Genomic DNA, 16822 nt, shown 5'->3' on the forward strand with positions numbered 1-16822 from the left:
TACTGTAGCCTATTTGAATAGGGAGTCTACAAATTCCTTCTTATTAAATAATTGCAAATCGCCGATTTTTTCTCCAACACCAATATACTTCACCGGTATCTTGAATTGGTCGGAAATTCCGATAACCACACCACCTTTTGCGGTACCGTCTAATTTTGTCAATGCCAAAGCATTCACATCTGTTGCTTGCGTAAATTGGGTCGCCTGCTCGATCGCATTCTGACCTGTGGAAGCATCTAATACCAACAAAATCTCATGTGGAGCATCAGGAATAACCTTTTGCATCACATTTTTAATCTTGGTAAGCTCATTCATCAAGCCCACTTTATTATGCAAACGGCCAGCTGTATCGATGATTGCAACATCATCACCATTCATTACGGCCGATTTAACCGTGTCAAAAGCTACCGAAGCGGGATCTGAACCCATCGCTTGTGCAACCACACGCACTCCTACACGCTCACCCCAAAGTTTTATTTGATCTACCGCTGCTGCCCGAAAAGTATCTGCAGCACCCAAGACCACTTGATTTCCGGCCTCCTTAAGCTGATGCGCTAGTTTTCCAATAGTCGTCGTTTTACCAACACCATTCACCCCAACCACCATGATCACATAAGGTTTCTGTTGTCCGTATTCAAAGTTCTCAAAGTCGTTGCTATTATTTTCTGCCAGCAAACCTTGAATCTCATCTTTCAACAAACGATTTAAATCATCTGTATTCAGGTATTTATCTTGTGCTACTCGCTTCTGAATTCGATCCACAATTTTCAATGTTGTCGTTACTCCAACATCGGAAGTTACTAAAACCTCCTCCAAATTGTCTAAAACATCGTCATCTATGGTAGACTTCCCAACAACAGCTTTCGTAATCTTAGAAAAAAATCCTTCTTTCGTTTTTTCCAATCCTTTATCTAGAGCTTGTTGTGATTCACCAGTCTCTTGCTTCTTCTTAAAAAAATCAAATAATCCCATGATGTTATAAATTATACTGGATAGTTAAATAAACCAAATATAAGGAAATGAGTGATACTAAAAAAGCCCTTTTGGCGATACCAAAACGGCTAATTTATGTTATTTTTAAAGAAAAACTTTAAAAAAAGGAATATCGTTCTGCTTATTTAGAAGCTTCAGCAACAACGTCTTTTACTTTATCGTTGTGTATCATACTTTCTTTGAAAGTATAAGCGCCAGTTTTTGCAGATTTAGCTGTAATAACAACTTTAGTGTATTCTTTACCACCACCTTTTTGTAATGATGCAACCGCTTTCTTTGCCATGGTATAATCTTATTTTATGGATAAAAGTATCCGTGAATGTTTTATTTAATTTCTTTATGAACAGTAACTTTTCTCAATACTGGATTGAATTTCTTCATTTCCAAACGTTCAGTTGTGTTCTTTTTGTTCTTCGTGGTAATATAACGAGACATTCCCGGAAGTCCACTTTCTTTGTGTTCAGTACACTCTAAAATTACTTGTACTCTATTTCCTTTTTTTGCCATTGCCTTTATTATTAATACCCTCACGGGTGAATTTCATGATTCTATGTTATGCTGATAAAACAGGGGCGTATCTAATAATTAAATACTTCCAGTTTTGATAAATTTATCAATAGCTGCTGTTATACCGTTTTTGTTTATTGTTTTGATAGCTGACGTAGATACTTTTAAAGTAATCCAACGATCTTCTTCAGGAATATAGAAACGTTTAGTCTGTAAATTCGGGTAAAATTTACGCTTAGTCTTAACGTTCGAGTGAGACACGTTATTTCCTTTTAATGCCGTCTTGCCTGTTAAATCACAAATTCTTGACATGATATTCTTTTTTTATTGTTGTCCTTATTTATAAAAACGTCTCCTTAGAAACGAGTGTGCAAATATCTATATTTCTTTTGGGAAATACAATAAAAATTAAGGAATTATTTTTTAATAATTGCTAGAGAGGGTAGAAGTCCACAAAAATACTGTAATTTGCATCATTATTAATACGAGTTAGCTAATAATAGTTTTCAACAATTCACAAATGAACAAATATCTAATCCGTGGAATTATCAGTATCATCCTTGCAATTGTCTTGATTTTAATATCCTACCAATTGATGAAGAATGAAAATAACAGTTACAAATTCCTCATGGCATTTGGTGTAATTGCTTTCGGCTATGGTTTCATTACCATTGTATACAGTTTCTTCCGATCCATTGATCGAAACACTATTTTAAATTTTAGAAACAAAAGAAAAAACAAGAACTAGCTATATGCTTGTCAAAACAAAAGGTATTCCCTTAAAAATCACGAATTATTCCGAAAGTAGCGTTATTGCACAGATCTATACCGCAGAATTTGGATTGCAATCCTATATGATTAATGGGGCTAAAAAACCTAAAGCTAAAATTCCATTCAATATGTTACAACCGTTTCATTTGTTGGATTTATTAGTTTATCAAAAAGAAAATGCGACTATTCAACGAATTAAAGAAGCCCATCAATATCCGGTCTTAACCTCAATTCCTTTAAACATTATAAAAAGTTCTTTGGCCTTATTTATCAATGAGGTTTTATATAAAGTCTTAAGACATCAGCATCCTGACCCTCAATTATATCATTTTTTAGAAAGTTCAATCATCTGGCTGGATGAGGCACAAGACGGCTTAGCCAATTATCACCTGATCTTTCTATTAAAGCTTAGCAACTTTCTAGGATTCCACCCGCGCGTCGAGGCTTTACCCTATTTTGATTTACAAGAAGGGCGGTTTACCAAGAGTCTTCCCCAGCATTTACAGGTCATACAAGAACCCTATAGCGGATACCTTAGAAACCTGCTGTCCTCCAACTTCAGCGACTGTAGTAACATCAAACTCCAAAAAGATGATAGGACCTACCTCTTGCAAAAAGTTATCGACTACTATAAACTGCATACCGATAATTTTAGCGATATCAATTCCTTGTATATCTTGGAGGAGATCTTTGGAAATTAAACATAAAAAAGCCCATTATTCGTAATAACGGGCTTTTCCACAATAAATATATATTGAATCTATTCTATTAGATAAGCTTTACATTTACCGCGTTAAGACCTTTGCGGCCTTGTTCAACTTCGTAAGAAACGTGGTCGTTTTCACGAACTTTGTCAACTAATCCTGAAACGTGAACAAAAATTTCGCTCTCGCCGGAATTTGGAATGATGAAACCGAAACCTTTGGCTTCATTAAAGAATTTTACTACTCCTTCTTGCATGTTATTAATTATTGTTTTTTTTAAAGGTATCAAATATTTTCTAAATATGAATTAATTATTATCATCTTGCTATTAAACAATATTCGTTTTCTTTTGTCTATCTATTTAAATTTTTTGGAAAGATTTTTGACAATTCAAATAAAATACATAAATAATATGAAAAAGATTTTATCAATTCTAGCGCTTTGTACCTTTTTACTTTCAGCCCAGGCTCAACAACAAACTATGGAAAATTCAAGAAGAATATCTACCCGTGGGTATGCAGAAAAGGAAGTAACTCCTGATATCATTTACTTATCCATCTCTTTAAAAGAATATTTCATCGATGGAAATACGAAGAAAAAAGTTCCTGTAGAAACTTTGGAAAAACAACTGTTCGATGCAGCCATCAAAAACGGCATAGAAAAAGCCGATATTACCATTCAAAATATCTACAGTTACAATTACCAAACAAAAAAGAAAAACACAGAGCTTTTGCAGTCTAGACAGTATCGTATTAAAGTCAGTAACTTAAACAAACTGAACGAAATCCTTGATGCTGTGGATGCTAAAGGATTACAAAGCACAAATATTGACGGCTACGATCACTCCAAAAAGGTAGAGATAGAGAAAGAATTGAGAAAACTAGCAGTTAAAAATGCCAGAAACAACGCAGAAATTCTAGCTGAAGCAGAAAACGAGCAATTAGGGAAAGTGATCCTTATTAATGACAATAGTTCGTTGAACTGGAACGATATCATGCCACAACCAAGAATGTATAGCATGGCTAAAACCTCAAATTTGGAAGAACAAGCCGTTGCTGATGGTATAGACTTAGACATTAAACCGATCAAACTCATTTGCAACTTAGACGCAGTCTTTGAAATCAAATAACATGACTAAAAATCACCAAATTCAAAGTGATAATATCTCAAAAGATTTTCTTTGGGTGGAACGGCTATCAAATTTACTTGATAGTCGTTTTCGCATTGGTAATTTTCGTTTCGGTTTAGATCCCATCCTCAATTTCATCCCTTTTGCCGGTCAAATAACGACTTTCTTCGTCTCTCTATGCCTCGTCATAGTCATGTACAGGAATGGCGCAAGTAGCAAGCTCGCGGTCAAAATGCTTTTGAATATAACCTGGGATGCGCTATTGGGTTCCATTCCATTATTCGGCAACATCTTCGACTTTTTTAATAAAGCCAATAACAAAAATATTAACTTATTAAAAGAACATTATTACGACAATAAACATCAAGGAAGTGCCAAAGGAATACTTTTAGTGATACTCGCAGTCTTTCTTATTTTGATTACCGCATTCATTTACCTCATGTATCTGTTAACCATTTGGCTAATACAATTCATATTTTAATAAATACAATTACCTTTGTATAATGAGTAAAAAAAGAATTTTTTCCCTATTAACTATTGCCATTCTTTTACTTGCGGTATTCACCAATCCCTCAAAAGAAAAGATGGAAAATGAATTGACCTTGAAAGCAAAGGAGATTTTAACGAATCAACTGAAGTATAAAGATAAAGATGCCTTAGATCTAGGAATGATGCTATTTGGTGACCAAGTCATCAATCAGTTTGTTCAAAACTATACCAGCACCCATAATTATTTTTTATTTTCCCTTTCTAAAATCAATTGGAATGGCGAACAGATTATCATTGGTGGAGGCGCATTCAATCAGGTGTGGATCAGTTCCAAACTCGATGAAAAGGCCGATCAATTGATCGAAGTTATTAAACAACAGTAATGCTCGAAATACTATTTGAATCAGAGGACCTCATTGCAATAAATAAGCCTCATGGCCTTTTAGTGCATCGTTCATTCATTGCTGCTGATGCCTCGGAATTTGCGCTTCAACTTTTAAAAGAACAAATTGGCAAAATGGTGTATCCTGCACACCGCATCGATCGCAAAACATCAGGTGTATTATTATTTTCGCTCAACAAGGAAATGGATAGCCTTATTCAACAAGCCTTTGCTCAAAATTTAATTCAAAAAGAATACATAGCAGTCTTAAGAGGCCATTCTCCTTTGGAAGGATCCATTGATTATCCCTTAAAAAAAGAAAATGGAACAATTCAGGAATCTCTGACACATTTTCAGACCTTAAGACATACCGAAATAGATCTTCCTTTTGGGAAACATCCCACATCCCGGTATTCCTTAGTCAAGGCAAAGCCCCAAACTGGCCGTATGCATCAGCTAAGAAGGCATTTTGCCCACATCATGCACCCCATAATCGGGGATAGACCCCATGGCTGTAATAAGCAAAACAAATTGTGGAAGGAAACCTTCGAACACGATAGCATGCTGCTTCATGCACAGCAATTGGCCTTTTTACACCCGATTACCAAAGAAGAAATACGCATACACGCCGATATACAACCTGAGTTTAAAAGAGCCTTGGAAATCCTACAAATTAAGCCTGAAGATCAATTTTAATTTCATTTTGCCCTCCTAAGAAATCGATTGCACATTATTTTGTTAACATCAACAGGATAAACCCGCTTTTACAGCGGAATTTGCTACTTTTGTATGAACTATAAATCATTGAATTAACATGAAAAATACTGCAATTACAAATGTGCATATTGCTCTTGGTGCTAAAATGGTTCCTTTCGCCGGATTTAATATGCCTGTACAATATTCAGGTATCAACGACGAACATGAAACTGTAAGAACTGGAGTGGGCATATTTGATGTGAGCCACATGGGAGAATTTATTCTTAAAGGCGAAAATGCGCTTGAACTTATCCAAAAAATTTCTTCTAACGATGCGTCGAAACTTTACGACGGAAAAGTTCAATATGGCTACATTCCCAATGAACAAGGTGGAGTTGTAGATGACTTCTTAACGTATAAAATTGATGATTTAACCTATTTATTAGTTGTTAACGCGTCCAATATAGACAAAGATTGGGACTGGATAAGTAAATACAATACTTACGGTGTAGAAATGAAGAACATCTCCGATGAAACTTCACTTTTCGCAATCCAAGGACCAAAAGCAGCCGATGCATTGCAGAGCTTAACAGATATCGACTTAGCCCCTATGGAATATTACTCGTTTAAGAAGAGTGTCTTTGCAGGTGTAGAAAATGTCTTAGTTTCTGCTACGGGTTATACTGGTGCTGGTGGTTTTGAAATTTATGTTGCCAATGAACATGCAGAACAAGTTTGGAATGCAATCATGGAAGCAGGAAAGCCTTTCGGAATTAAACCTATTGGATTAGGTGCTCGTGATACTTTACGTTTAGAAATGGGTTTCTGTTTATACGGAAATGATATTGATGATACGACTTCCCCATTAGCCGCTGGATTAGGTTGGGTAACCAAGTTTACCAAAGACTTCGTAAACTCCGCCAACTTAAAGGCTGAAAAGGAACAAGGAGTGAGTCAAAAACTAGTAGGTTTTGAAATGATCGATCGAGGTATTGCTCGTCACGATTATGAAATAGTAAACGCTGAAGGAACCATCATCGGACGTGTGACTTCAGGAACTCAATCTCCATCTCTTAAGAAATCAATTGGTCTTGGTTATGTCGATAATGCCTATAGCAAAGAAGGCACTGAACTTTTTATAAGCATCAGAAACCAACCCATCAAAGCAGTGGTTAAGAAACCACCGTTTGTTAAATAACATATCATAAAAAAAGGGCTATTTTTTAGCCCTTTTCTTTTGACTATTATCCAGCTTTTGCGCTTCATATTTTTCTCTCGCATCCCGATTTACTTGCTTTAATAAAACCACTTTTAAGTAAAGCAAAACAACAAGCAAGGCAATGGATATGCCTACAAAAAGCATATTACCACTATTATATCCTGCTAAACCACTCAACACCAAAAATACGATCCCTAAATTTAAGACGATATTTAATATAAACTTTTTTGTCATTTGTTCTTAATTTCTCTATAACCTATTACTCGTTCCCGAAGGAAGTAAAAATAAACGATTCCCGCTAAAATATTGCAGGTAATGATAAAAACGCATAGCATCAATCGTTCATAAGAAAGGATGCGATTGGACCGCATGACCTCCAATAGAACCATTACTACCCAAATCATCGAAATCACAAGTGAAATGCTTAATAGCATAGGGGCAAAGCTTACTTTGAAAAGTAACAATAAGATTGACCCTACATAAAAAATCAGACTAAACAAGAAGGCTTGTTTAGTCTGATGAAATACCTTGTTCATGAAACAAAGTTAAGGATAATATTTAGCTCAACCCTATGGGAAAATACCTAATTCTTTATAAGATTCACCAACCTTATTAATTGCGCAAATAAATGCCGCTGTACGTAAATCTTCAACCCCATCTGTCTTTTTCCAAATTTGATGTATTTCTTGGTAGGAACCAATCATGGTATCTTCCAATCCAGAATACACCAAATCCACTTCATCAGGTCCACGCAGTATAATCTTCCGTTCTAGTTTAGAAACCTGCTGATTGGTCATGGACTCAATAATATTCAAAATTTCAGCATACATGTTTTCACTAAAACGCTTTTCCAATCGACCATAGCGGACATGACTTAAATTCTTCAGCCATTCAAAATAAGAAACGGTAACTCCTCCTGCATTTAAGTATATATCAGGAATTACCAAAATTCCTTTTTTATTAAACACCTCGTCGGCATCCGGCGTAATGGGCCCATTTGCTGCCTCTCCAATAATTTTAGCTTGAATACGATCCGCATTATCGCCATTAATAACCGATTCTAAAGCCGCAGGAATTAAGATATCACAGGGATATTCCAATCCCTTGGCAGATTCTTCTATTGTGGTTGCTCCCGGAAAATTTACTATTGATCCGCTTGTTTTACGGTGCGCCACGACCTCTTCAAGATCCAAGCCTTCTTCCTTGTAAATAGCGCCTTCATATTCAATCAAGCCTACGATTATAGCGCCTGCTTCTTGAAAATACTTTGCCGCATGGTAGCCTACATTTCCCAAGCCTTGCACAATTACCTTTTTTCCTTCTATACCAACACTTAATCCTAAGGCATCCATATCTTCTTTCACCTTACAAGCCTCCCTTACACCAAAAAACACGCCCAAACCTGTTGCTTCCGTACGACCACGAACACCTCCTTGAGAGATTGGTTTCCCAGTAACACAAGCCTGTGCATTAATTTCATTCGGATTTAAGGTCGTATACGTATCTACAATCCAACTCATCTCCCGAGCACCCGTTCCATAATCTGGTGCAGGCACATCCGTACCTGGGCCTATGAAATTCTTCTTCACGAGTTCAGTAGTATACCGACGCGTAATTTTTTCCAATTCATATTCCGAATATTTCTTCGCATCAATCTTGATTCCACCCTTCGCTCCACCGAAAGGCACATTTACAATTGCACACTTGTAAGTCATTAAGGAGGCTAAAGCCATCACTTCATCCTGATCCACTTCCATACTAAAGCGAATACCCCCTTTACAAGGTAACTTATGATGAGAATGCTGTACGCGATAAGCTTCAATAACTTCTATACCATCCCCAATTTTAACAGGAAATTTAACCCTCAAAATCGAGTTACAAGCTTTAATTTGATCTAAAATACCTGGGGAGAATTGGGTGAATTTTGCCGCTTTGTCGAAGTTCCTCGCAACTCCTTGAAAAAAACTGTACGTGTTGTTGTCTTGATTGGACATAAAAATCTTTTTTATTTACAATTGGTAACCTATTGTAAAGGTAACTCTTTTATCAATTCAATAATAGCAGAGTCTTACAAAAGAAGATTTTTAATATTTTTATAATAAAAAAGCAATAACAATGGGATTATCGCAAAAAACGCAGGCGCAAATAAAAAGCTCAAATTTCTTTGAGCTTTTTATCTTGAATTGCTTAACCTAATAAACATCCATATCTTGGTCAAACTCGTCCTTCCAAGCTAAAATTCCGCCGTGAAGGTTAGAAAGATTGGTATATCCTTCTTGTTCCAACAGCATAATCGCCTGAGCACTACGCTTGCCAGAGCGGCATTGAACCACTACAGGAATGTCTTTAGAAATTTTATCTTTTTCAATAACTACTCCTGATAAAGGTATATTTAACCCATTTAAATTAGATACTTCATATTCAAAAGGTTCACGAACGTCGATTAATTGAAACTCAACATTATGATCCATCATATCTTTTAATTCGATAACACTTATTTCTTTCATGCGCTTCTTTTTATCAAATATAATTAATTTTAACCTGAAACACTGGTATACTAATTACTAAAATTGCTTAACTTTCCACAATAAGTACATGAATATGAAAAAACTTTTTATATCCTTTTTGCTATTAGGATGTTCTTTAACGATTTCTTTTGCCCAAAAGAATGAAGTGACTACTACTGAAAATATCACAAGAATCCTAAACACATTGGCCTCTGATGAGATGAAAGGTAGATCTGCATTAAGACCTGAAATCTGGAAGGCTGCAGATTTTATAGCCTCTGAATTTAAAGCCATTGGTTTAAGCCCATACGCAGACAAAGATTTCAAACAAACATTCGAAGTAGAACAAAAAAAAGAAAAGAATCAAATTGTAAAAATTGATGGAAAGTCTTTACCGGCAGAAGAATTTTTGATGCTAGGCAACCCCATCAATCCGAAAAACAAATCAGTCATCCTTTCCATTGGACCTGATGAAGATTTTTCCGTGCGATTCCGTGAAATCATGCAAAATGATTCTACAGAAGCCAAAGTACAAGTAGACCGCAAGCATGCCGCATTTTTAGCAAGATTTAAAAGAATTTATAGCAGAGATCAAATAACATTAAAAAGTGAACCAGCAAAAAGCCTAAAGTCCAAATTGTTCTATATTGCTAATGCGGGTGAAACGCCTAATGAAACCAGTCAAAAAACTTCCACATTAGATTTAAAAATGTTTAATGTGGCCGCCATATTACCCGGAAAATCTAAACCGGATGAATATGTCATTTTTTCAGCTCATTACGATCACATTGGCGTATTGCCTGCAGTAGATCAAGATTCTATCGCCAATGGGGCGGATGATGATGCCTCAGGAACAACCGCTATGATTGAATTGGCGCGCTATTATAAACAACTTAATAATAATGAAAGAACGTTAATCTTCGTTGCATTTACTGCCGAAGAAATAGGCATGTTTGGTTCTAAGTATTTTTCTAACAATATAAACCCAGAAAAAGTTGTTGCCATGATCAACATCGAAATGATTGGAAAAGATTCTAAATTTGGATTGAACAGCTTATATGTCACTGGATACGACGCTTCCAATTTGGGAAAATTAATGCAAGAAAATGTAGAAGGTACGCAGTTCACGTTCCACCCAGACCCATATAAAACACAAAACTTATTCTATCGGAGTGATAATGCCGTATTAGCCGCTTTAGGTGTACCTGCACATACTTTTTCCACCTCGCAAATAGATAAGGATCAATACTATCATACCGTAAAAGATGAGGTAAGCACCCTTGATATTCAAAACATAAAATCCAGTATTGAAGCAATTGCTAAAGGTGCGATTGGTATTGTTCAAGGAAAGCAAACACCAACACGGGTAGAAAAGTTAAGAAATTAAGTTTTTCTTCATGATGTAATCATTCAGCACATATTGGTAGTAGGGAATATCCACCGTCTCTACTACCTTAAATCCTTGTTTAAGGTAAAAATCATAGGCCTTATTCCCACGATTCACATTCAATTCCAAAACCGAGAGACCTTGACTTAATGCAAGATCCTTAGCAAATTCGATAAACTTTTTTCCCAATCCTCGACCTTGCACCTTCGGGTTTAGATATAATTTTTCAATCCGTAAAATAGGCTCTCTTACCGTAATGCCCATAAAACCTTCCGCAAGTCCTTCCAAGAAAATCAAATAAAATAACTGGCCTGTATCCATGCTCTGGAGGATGGCTTCCCTCGAATAGGATTTATCCAACATAAAATCAATTTGATCCTCGGAGATTACTCCTTGATAAGTTGGGCGCCAAATGGCTATGGCCAATTCTTGGATTAATGGAACTTCTTCTTTTTCTGCAGGACGTATCTCGATCATAGTTCTTCAGAAATTACAAGATAGTCCAACTGCTTGGCAATCTTCACAAATCCATCGGTCAAAACCTCAAAACGAGCGTCACCTAAATAATGGAGGTTGGAACCAGAAACCAAGGATTCATCCTGATTAAGGATTTCTAAGCGAAATCCTTTAGGAAGCCATTTATGATATTCTTTTTGAAATAACACCTTGCGGTTCCCTCTAAGCACATTAATTGTGAAAAGCTCAAGCCAAGGTTCCAATGCTTTAAAATCTAACTCTTGACTCAGAATATGAAGGTTAACGTTTTTCTTCTCTTGGAGGTATGTAAAAAGGGTCTGCCAATACGAGTTGCCATAATAAATTATTTCCGTATGCTCTTCCAGGTCATCAATTATAGTCTCCGAAGGGGCTAATAATACATCGACTTTAATTCCTGCGGATTGCAAAAAATCATATTGACTTGCCAAGGCAAGCAGGGTAGGACTCCACTCCAAAAGCTGTCCCAAATGCTCTGTAGATAGACTAAAATAGTCTGCTATAAATAAAGCAGGTTCTTGATTTTCTCGTATGATGTGATGGGAAGACATCCTTTATTCGGATAAACTTTGCAGGGTTATGTAAGCCATAAGTCCTATGCTGATTTCAAGCGCATTTTCATCAATATCAAAGCTTGATGTATGCACTGCTGAAGTAATTCCTTTGGATTTATTTCCAGTTCCTAAACGATAGAAACAAGCATTAATTTCTTGAGAATAATAAGCAAAATCTTCGGCAGCTGGCCATAAGTCCAAATCCAACACCTGTTCTGCGCCCAAATAGTCTACCGCACATTGACGTGCATGTTCCGTAACCTTTGGATCATTTATCAAATACGGATAGCCTTTTCTGACTTCAAAATCGCAGCTTGCACCCATACTTTCGGCGATACCAACAGCGACTTTTTGCATGCGCTCATGAGCATCAGCTCGCCAGATTTCATCAAATGTCCGAAATGTGCCTTCCAAATAAACTTCATCTGGAATTACATTCGTAGCACCATTTCCGATAATCTTCCCCCAAGATAATACCGAAGGTATTCTAGGATCAGCAAATCGGCTAACGACTTGTTGCATAGCCGTAATTATTTGTGCCGTTATAGCAATTGGATCTATATTTTGATGAGGTTGAGCCGCATGCCCTCCCTTTCCTTTCACGGTCATAAATAACTCATCACAAGAAGCCATGTATTTTCCTGAGCGAAAACCGACCTTTCCGGCTTCTATAAAAGGCATCACATGTTGTCCTATAATCGAAGAAGGAGTAGGGTTAGTCAATACGCCTTCTTTAATCATTAAAGAAGCACCTCCTGGTAAACGTTCCTCTCCCGGTTGAAAAATTAACTTAATCGTTCCTCCGAAAGTAGATTTTAGTTCATTTAAAATTTTTGCAACGCCCAATAAGGAAGAGGTATGTACATCGTGCCCGCAAGCATGCATCACGCCTGGATTTTGAGAGCCATAGGCTCGTCCTTCCACTTCTTGAATAGGCAATGCGTCCATATCTGCACGCAAAGCAATTACTTTGGAAGAAGCTAAATCACCCTTTATGATTCCAACCACACCCGTATTGGCCATGGATTCGAATGGTATCTCTAAGTCTGTCAATATTTTCTTAACAAAATCAGAGGTATTATATTCTTCAAAAGATAATTCAGGATGTTGGTGTAAAAATCGTCTATTGGTTACGGTGTCTTGAAAATAAGACTTCGCGAGATCCTGAATACGTTGTTTGATGGTTGACATGTCTTCGCTACTATTGCCAAGTCCAAACATCTTCTACAAAGACAAAAACATTGCGATAGGTTCCTCGCAACTGTCTCATATAATCTGTTGCTTGTGATCGGCTGGTGAAATCTCCTACTTTGACCCGATAATTTGGTTCTACATAATCCAAATACGCGCCTACATCTGGGTTTTGACGAATAAAACTGTTCTGCACATTCGTAGCTTCATTTCTATTCGATCCAGAAAATATTTGAACCCTAAAACCACGAACTTTCACTCGGCTTGCCCGAGATTTATCAATGGTTTTAGGCTCCAAACTCACAACCTTACTGGTTGTTGGATTTATAGCATAGTAAGCCCGGTATTCTTGTAGTAAACTTATTAAACTATCTTTTACCACTTCTACCTTACCTTCTTGCGCCTTCACGAGGGTGATGCTCAAGAAAAATAAACAGCTTACAATAAATCCTTTTTTTATCATTTCTTATCTATTTACCGTGACAGTTCTTGTATTTAAGACCTGATCCACAAGGACAAACATCATTTCTACCGACGGTTTGCTCTTTACGGATGGGCTGAGTAACTTGAGGTTCGCTCGTTTGCAAATCTTCCTCAGATACACCTGTTGGAGAACTTAACTCTTCCTTCGTTTCCTTCATTTTTACTTTAGGAGCCTCTGGACGTGCCGCTTGAATATTTTGTGGTTCTTGTTGTTGTCCAGGTATTTCACCTTTAAACAAGAAGCTCACAATATCTTTGTTCATTGCTGCCAACATTGTTTTGAACAAATTGTAGGCTTCCATTTTGTAAATAATAATTGGATCCTTTTGCTCATAAACTGCATTCTGAACCGATTGTTTTAAATCATCCATCTCACGCAAATGCTCTTTCCATGCTTCATCAATAAGCGCTAGAACAATGCCTTTTTCGAAAGATTTAAAAACTTCTTTCCCTTGAGTCTCCACGGCCTTCTTCAAATTGGTAGCAACTTGAATGCCACGAATTCCATCAGAGAAAGGAACTACGATATTTTCGATCATGCCACCGCGCTCTGCCAATACATTCGTTAATACCGGTAAGGTTTGAACCGCTATATTTTCCGCCTTGCGATGGTAATAATTAATTACTTGTTCGAATAATTTCTCCGCAAGATCATTGGCACTTAATGAAGCAAACTCTTCCTGCGTAACTTCTGGATTGATCGCAAATACACGGATCACTTCAATTTGGAACTCATCAAAAGAATTATCTTCTTTTGCTTGAATCACCACATCTTCGACTACATCATAAATAGTATTGTTCAAATCAACATCTAAACGTTCGCCAAACAACGCATTTTTACGTTTCGTGTAGATTACTGAACGCTGAGAGTTCATAACATCATCATACTCTAATAGACGCTTACGAATACCAAAGTTATTTTCCTCTACTTTGCGTTGTGCACGCTCAATAGATTTCGTCAACATGCTGTGTTGCATTACTTCACCTTCTTCAACACCCATTTTCACCATCAGGTTAGAAATCCGCTCTGATGCGAACAAACGCATTAATGGATCTTCTAGGGATACAAAGAATTGTGAAGATCCTGGATCTCCTTGACGTCCTGCACGACCTCTTAACTGACGGTCAACACGACGAGATTCATGACGTTCTGTACCAATAATCGCTAGACCTCCGGAGTTTATTACTTCTTCAGCCAATTTAATATCCGTACCACGACCCGCCATATTGGTGGCAATAGTTACCTGACCTGGACGGCCTGCCTCTGCAACAATGTCTGCCTCTTTTTGGTGAAGTTTAGCATTCAACACATTGTGTTTTATACCTCTTAACTTCAGCATACGGCTCAACAATTCAGAAATTTCAACAGATGTTGTACCTACCAATACGGGACGGCCAGCTTCTGTTAATACTTGTATTTCTTGTGCTACAGCATTATATTTTTCACGTGCAGTACGGTAAATAAAATCCTGACGGTCATTTCGTTGAATCGATTTGTTCGTCGGAATTTCTACCACATCCAATTTATAGATTTCCCACAATTCACCCGCTTCTGTAGATGCAGTACCTGTCATCCCTGACAATTTATGGTACATACGGAAATAGTTTTGTAAGGTAATGGTTGCGTATGTTTGAGTCGCATCCTCTACTTTAACATTTTCCTTCGCTTCAATTGCTTGGTGCAATCCATCTGAATACCTACGGCCATCCATAATACGACCTGTTTGTTCGTCTACAATTTTTACTTTGCCTTCATCGACAATGTATTGATCGTCACGCTCAAATAGGGTATATGCTTTTAATAATTGATTGATGGAATGAATACGTTCTGATTTCACAGAATAGTCACGCATTAATTCCTCTTTTTTAGCCGCCTTCTCTTCCAAAGGAGCTTCCATTTTTTCAATCTCAGCGATTTCTGAACCAACATCCGGTAAAATGAAGAAACTAGCATCTTCACCAGTAGCAGTGATTAGCTCAATTCCTTTTTCCGTTAATTCGACTTGGTTATTTTTTTCATCGATTACGAAAAACAATTCCGCATCTGCCTTTGGCATTTGTCGGTTTTGCTCTTGCATATAATAGTTTTCAATCTTTTGAAGTATTTGTCTATGGTTACTCTCCGAAAGATATTTGATTAATGCTTTGTTTTTAGGTAATCCACGATAAGCACGCAATAATGCTAATCCACCACCTTCAACCTCCGAATCACCTTCCGCAATCGCCTTCTTCGCTTGGTTTAGAACGGTATTGATATACGCTTTTTGCGCATTGACCAAACGCTCAATCCTTGGTTTCAACTGGTAAAACTCATGTTGGTCTCCTAAAGGAATAGGTCCTGAAATAATCAATGGGGTACGAGCATCATCAATCAATACCGAATCCACCTCATCGATCATCGCAAAATGCAGTTTTCGTTGAACCATCGATTCTTTCGTGTTGGTCATGTTATCTCTTAAATAATCAAAACCAAACTCATTGTTCGTTCCATAAACAATATCGTTCAGGTAGGCCTGTCTACGTTGGGTAGAGTTCGGTTGATATTTATCAATACAATCTACACTCATACCATGAAACTCGAATATTGGACCATTCCACTCCGAGTCACGACGTGCCAAATAATCATTCACTGTGACAATGTGAATTCCTTGACCAGACAATGCATTCAAATAAGTAGGCAATGTTCCAACCAATGTTTTACCTTCACCAGTAGACATCTCGGCAATTTTTCCTTGATGTAAAACGATACCACCTATTAATTGAACATCGTAATGAACCATGTTCCAAGTTACCTCAACCCCTGCAGCGGTCCAAGTGTTTTTCCAAAGTGCTTTATCCCCTTGTATGCTCACATTGGCTTTACGAGTCGCTAAACCGCGGTCGAAATCCGTTGCTGTAACTTCAATTTCAGTACTTGCCGTAAAACGACGTGCGGTGTCTTTTACAACAGCAAAAGCCTCTGGTAATAGTTCTAATAATATTTCCTCTAGCTTTTTATCACGATCTTTGCCTAGTTTATCAATCTTATCGTAAATGGAAGTTTTCTCTTCCATATCCTCCGTCACTTCAGCTTGCTCCTTTAAGGAACTAATTTCAGTGTCGATTTCTTGCAAAAAACTGCTAATTCTATTTTTAAACTCTAAGGTCTTCCCCCGAAGTTCATCATTGGAAAGGCTTTCTAATTTTGCATACTCAGCCTTGATTTTATCTACAATAGGTTGTACTCCTTTGATATCTCTTTCGGACTTACTACCAAATATTTTGCTTAAAAACTTTAACATAATTCTTTATTTCTCTATTCGAATGTACAATAAT

Annotated in this window: 22 protein-coding genes; 8 read left to right on the forward strand and 14 right to left on the reverse strand. The window is 37.1% G+C overall.

What is annotated here, in order from left to right:
* Positions 1 to 9 precede the first annotated feature (9 nt).
* From ftsY to rpmB, 4 genes are all read right to left on the reverse strand, one after another.
* A complete protein-coding gene (gene ftsY, locus ACFRAE_RS05150) occupies positions 10 to 972 on the reverse strand; it encodes a signal recognition particle-docking protein FtsY (RefSeq protein ID WP_422796058.1) in 963 nt (320 codons plus the stop codon).
* A gap of 142 nt (positions 973 to 1114) precedes the next feature.
* Complete coding sequence (locus ACFRAE_RS05155) at positions 1115 to 1276, reverse strand: DUF4295 domain-containing protein (protein ID WP_422796059.1); 162 nt, start codon at positions 1274 to 1276, stop codon at positions 1115 to 1117.
* Positions 1277 to 1317: 41 nt separating this feature from the next.
* The gene (gene rpmG, locus ACFRAE_RS05160) at positions 1318 to 1500 is read right to left on the reverse strand and encodes a 50S ribosomal protein L33 (RefSeq protein ID WP_085474106.1); all 183 of its coding nucleotides are present in this window, start codon (positions 1498 to 1500) and stop codon (positions 1318 to 1320) included.
* A gap of 78 nt (positions 1501 to 1578) precedes the next feature.
* The gene (rpmB, locus tag ACFRAE_RS05165) at positions 1579 to 1812 is read right to left on the reverse strand and encodes a 50S ribosomal protein L28 (protein ID WP_422796060.1); all 234 of its coding nucleotides are present in this window, start codon (positions 1810 to 1812) and stop codon (positions 1579 to 1581) included.
* Positions 1813 to 2020: 208 nt separating this feature from the next.
* Between rpmB and ACFRAE_RS05170 the strand changes: the two genes are divergently transcribed.
* Complete coding sequence (locus ACFRAE_RS05170; protein WP_422796061.1) at positions 2021 to 2248, forward strand: signal peptidase; 228 nt, start codon at positions 2021 to 2023, stop codon at positions 2246 to 2248.
* 4 nt (positions 2249 to 2252) lie between these two features.
* Positions 2253 to 2972, forward strand: a complete 720-nt coding sequence (gene recO / locus ACFRAE_RS05175) for a DNA repair protein RecO (RefSeq protein ID WP_422796062.1) — start codon at positions 2253 to 2255, stop codon at positions 2970 to 2972.
* A gap of 67 nt (positions 2973 to 3039) precedes the next feature.
* On the opposite strand, the gene ACFRAE_RS05180 is transcribed toward recO, so the two are convergent.
* Positions 3040 to 3231 carry a cold-shock protein gene (locus tag ACFRAE_RS05180; RefSeq protein ID WP_422796063.1) on the reverse strand — a complete coding sequence of 64 codons (192 nt, stop codon included), beginning with the start codon at positions 3229 to 3231 and terminating at the stop codon, positions 3040 to 3042.
* A gap of 156 nt (positions 3232 to 3387) precedes the next feature.
* On the opposite strand from ACFRAE_RS05180, the gene ACFRAE_RS05185 reads away from it, so the two are divergent.
* From ACFRAE_RS05185 to gcvT, 5 genes are all read left to right on the forward strand, one after another.
* Entirely contained in the window at positions 3388 to 4104 is a 717-nt protein-coding gene (locus ACFRAE_RS05185) for an SIMPL domain-containing protein (protein WP_422796064.1), read from the forward strand.
* Position 4105: 1 nt separating this feature from the next.
* Positions 4106 to 4585: a DUF4112 domain-containing protein gene (locus ACFRAE_RS05190; RefSeq protein ID WP_422796065.1), complete on the forward strand. Its 480-nt coding sequence runs from the start codon at positions 4106 to 4108 to the stop codon at positions 4583 to 4585.
* A 22-nt stretch (positions 4586 to 4607) separates the two neighbouring features.
* Positions 4608 to 4976 (forward strand): hypothetical protein, encoded by a 369-nt coding sequence (locus ACFRAE_RS05195; protein WP_422796066.1) that lies wholly within the window; start codon positions 4608 to 4610, stop codon positions 4974 to 4976.
* A complete protein-coding gene (locus ACFRAE_RS05200) occupies positions 4976 to 5671 on the forward strand; it encodes a pseudouridine synthase (RefSeq protein WP_422796067.1) in 696 nt (231 codons plus the stop codon). The genes ACFRAE_RS05195 and ACFRAE_RS05200 overlap by 1 nt, the downstream gene beginning before the upstream one ends.
* 118 nt (positions 5672 to 5789) lie before the next feature.
* Positions 5790 to 6869, forward strand: a complete 1080-nt coding sequence (gene gcvT, locus ACFRAE_RS05205) for a glycine cleavage system aminomethyltransferase GcvT (RefSeq protein WP_422796068.1) — start codon at positions 5790 to 5792, stop codon at positions 6867 to 6869.
* An 18-nt stretch (positions 6870 to 6887) separates the two neighbouring features.
* On the opposite strand, the gene ACFRAE_RS05210 is transcribed toward gcvT, so the two are convergent.
* From ACFRAE_RS05210 to ACFRAE_RS05225, 4 genes are all read right to left on the reverse strand, one after another.
* Positions 6888 to 7124 carry a DUF6358 family protein gene (locus tag ACFRAE_RS05210; RefSeq protein WP_422796069.1) on the reverse strand — a complete coding sequence of 79 codons (237 nt, stop codon included), beginning with the start codon at positions 7122 to 7124 and terminating at the stop codon, positions 6888 to 6890.
* Positions 7121 to 7426 (reverse strand): hypothetical protein, encoded by a 306-nt coding sequence (locus tag ACFRAE_RS05215; RefSeq protein ID WP_422796070.1) that lies wholly within the window; start codon positions 7424 to 7426, stop codon positions 7121 to 7123. The genes ACFRAE_RS05210 and ACFRAE_RS05215 overlap by 4 nt, the downstream gene beginning before the upstream one ends.
* 33 nt (positions 7427 to 7459) lie before the next feature.
* Positions 7460 to 8884: a Glu/Leu/Phe/Val family dehydrogenase gene (locus ACFRAE_RS05220; RefSeq protein ID WP_422796071.1), complete on the reverse strand. Its 1425-nt coding sequence runs from the start codon at positions 8882 to 8884 to the stop codon at positions 7460 to 7462.
* 198 nt (positions 8885 to 9082) lie between these two features.
* The gene (locus ACFRAE_RS05225) at positions 9083 to 9397 is read right to left on the reverse strand and encodes a rhodanese-like domain-containing protein (RefSeq protein WP_422796072.1); all 315 of its coding nucleotides are present in this window, start codon (positions 9395 to 9397) and stop codon (positions 9083 to 9085) included.
* Between the two features lie 94 nt (positions 9398 to 9491).
* Here ACFRAE_RS05225 and ACFRAE_RS05230 point away from each other — a divergent pair, with 94 nt between their 5' ends.
* A complete protein-coding gene (locus ACFRAE_RS05230) occupies positions 9492 to 10784 on the forward strand; it encodes a M28 family metallopeptidase (RefSeq protein WP_422796073.1) in 1293 nt (430 codons plus the stop codon).
* Here the strand turns inward: ACFRAE_RS05230 and ACFRAE_RS05235 are convergent.
* From ACFRAE_RS05235 to secA, 5 genes are read right to left on the reverse strand one after another with little or no spacing between them, the layout of a single operon-like run.
* On the reverse strand, positions 10773 to 11261 hold the full coding sequence (locus tag ACFRAE_RS05235) for a GNAT family N-acetyltransferase (protein WP_422796074.1): 489 nt from the start codon (positions 11259 to 11261) through the stop codon (positions 10773 to 10775). The two genes, ACFRAE_RS05230 and ACFRAE_RS05235, sit on opposite strands and share 12 nt — an antisense overlap.
* On the reverse strand, positions 11258 to 11830 hold the full coding sequence (locus ACFRAE_RS05240) for a hypothetical protein (RefSeq protein WP_422796075.1): 573 nt from the start codon (positions 11828 to 11830) through the stop codon (positions 11258 to 11260). Before ACFRAE_RS05240 ends, ACFRAE_RS05235 begins: the two co-directional genes overlap by 4 nt.
* Before the next feature lie 3 nt (positions 11831 to 11833).
* The gene (locus ACFRAE_RS05245; RefSeq protein ID WP_422796076.1) at positions 11834 to 13024 is read right to left on the reverse strand and encodes a M20 metallopeptidase family protein; all 1191 of its coding nucleotides are present in this window, start codon (positions 13022 to 13024) and stop codon (positions 11834 to 11836) included.
* 10 nt (positions 13025 to 13034) lie between these two features.
* On the reverse strand, positions 13035 to 13487 hold the full coding sequence (locus ACFRAE_RS05250; RefSeq protein WP_422796077.1) for an SPOR domain-containing protein: 453 nt from the start codon (positions 13485 to 13487) through the stop codon (positions 13035 to 13037).
* 7 nt (positions 13488 to 13494) lie between these two features.
* Positions 13495 to 16788, reverse strand: a complete 3294-nt coding sequence (secA, locus tag ACFRAE_RS05255; protein WP_422796078.1) for a preprotein translocase subunit SecA — start codon at positions 16786 to 16788, stop codon at positions 13495 to 13497.
* Positions 16789 to 16822: the final 34 nt, after the last annotated feature.

It is taken from the genome of Sphingobacterium sp. HJSM2_6, from assembly GCF_049316305.1.
In the GTDB taxonomy this organism is placed as follows: domain Bacteria; phylum Bacteroidota; class Bacteroidia; order Sphingobacteriales; family Sphingobacteriaceae; genus Sphingobacterium.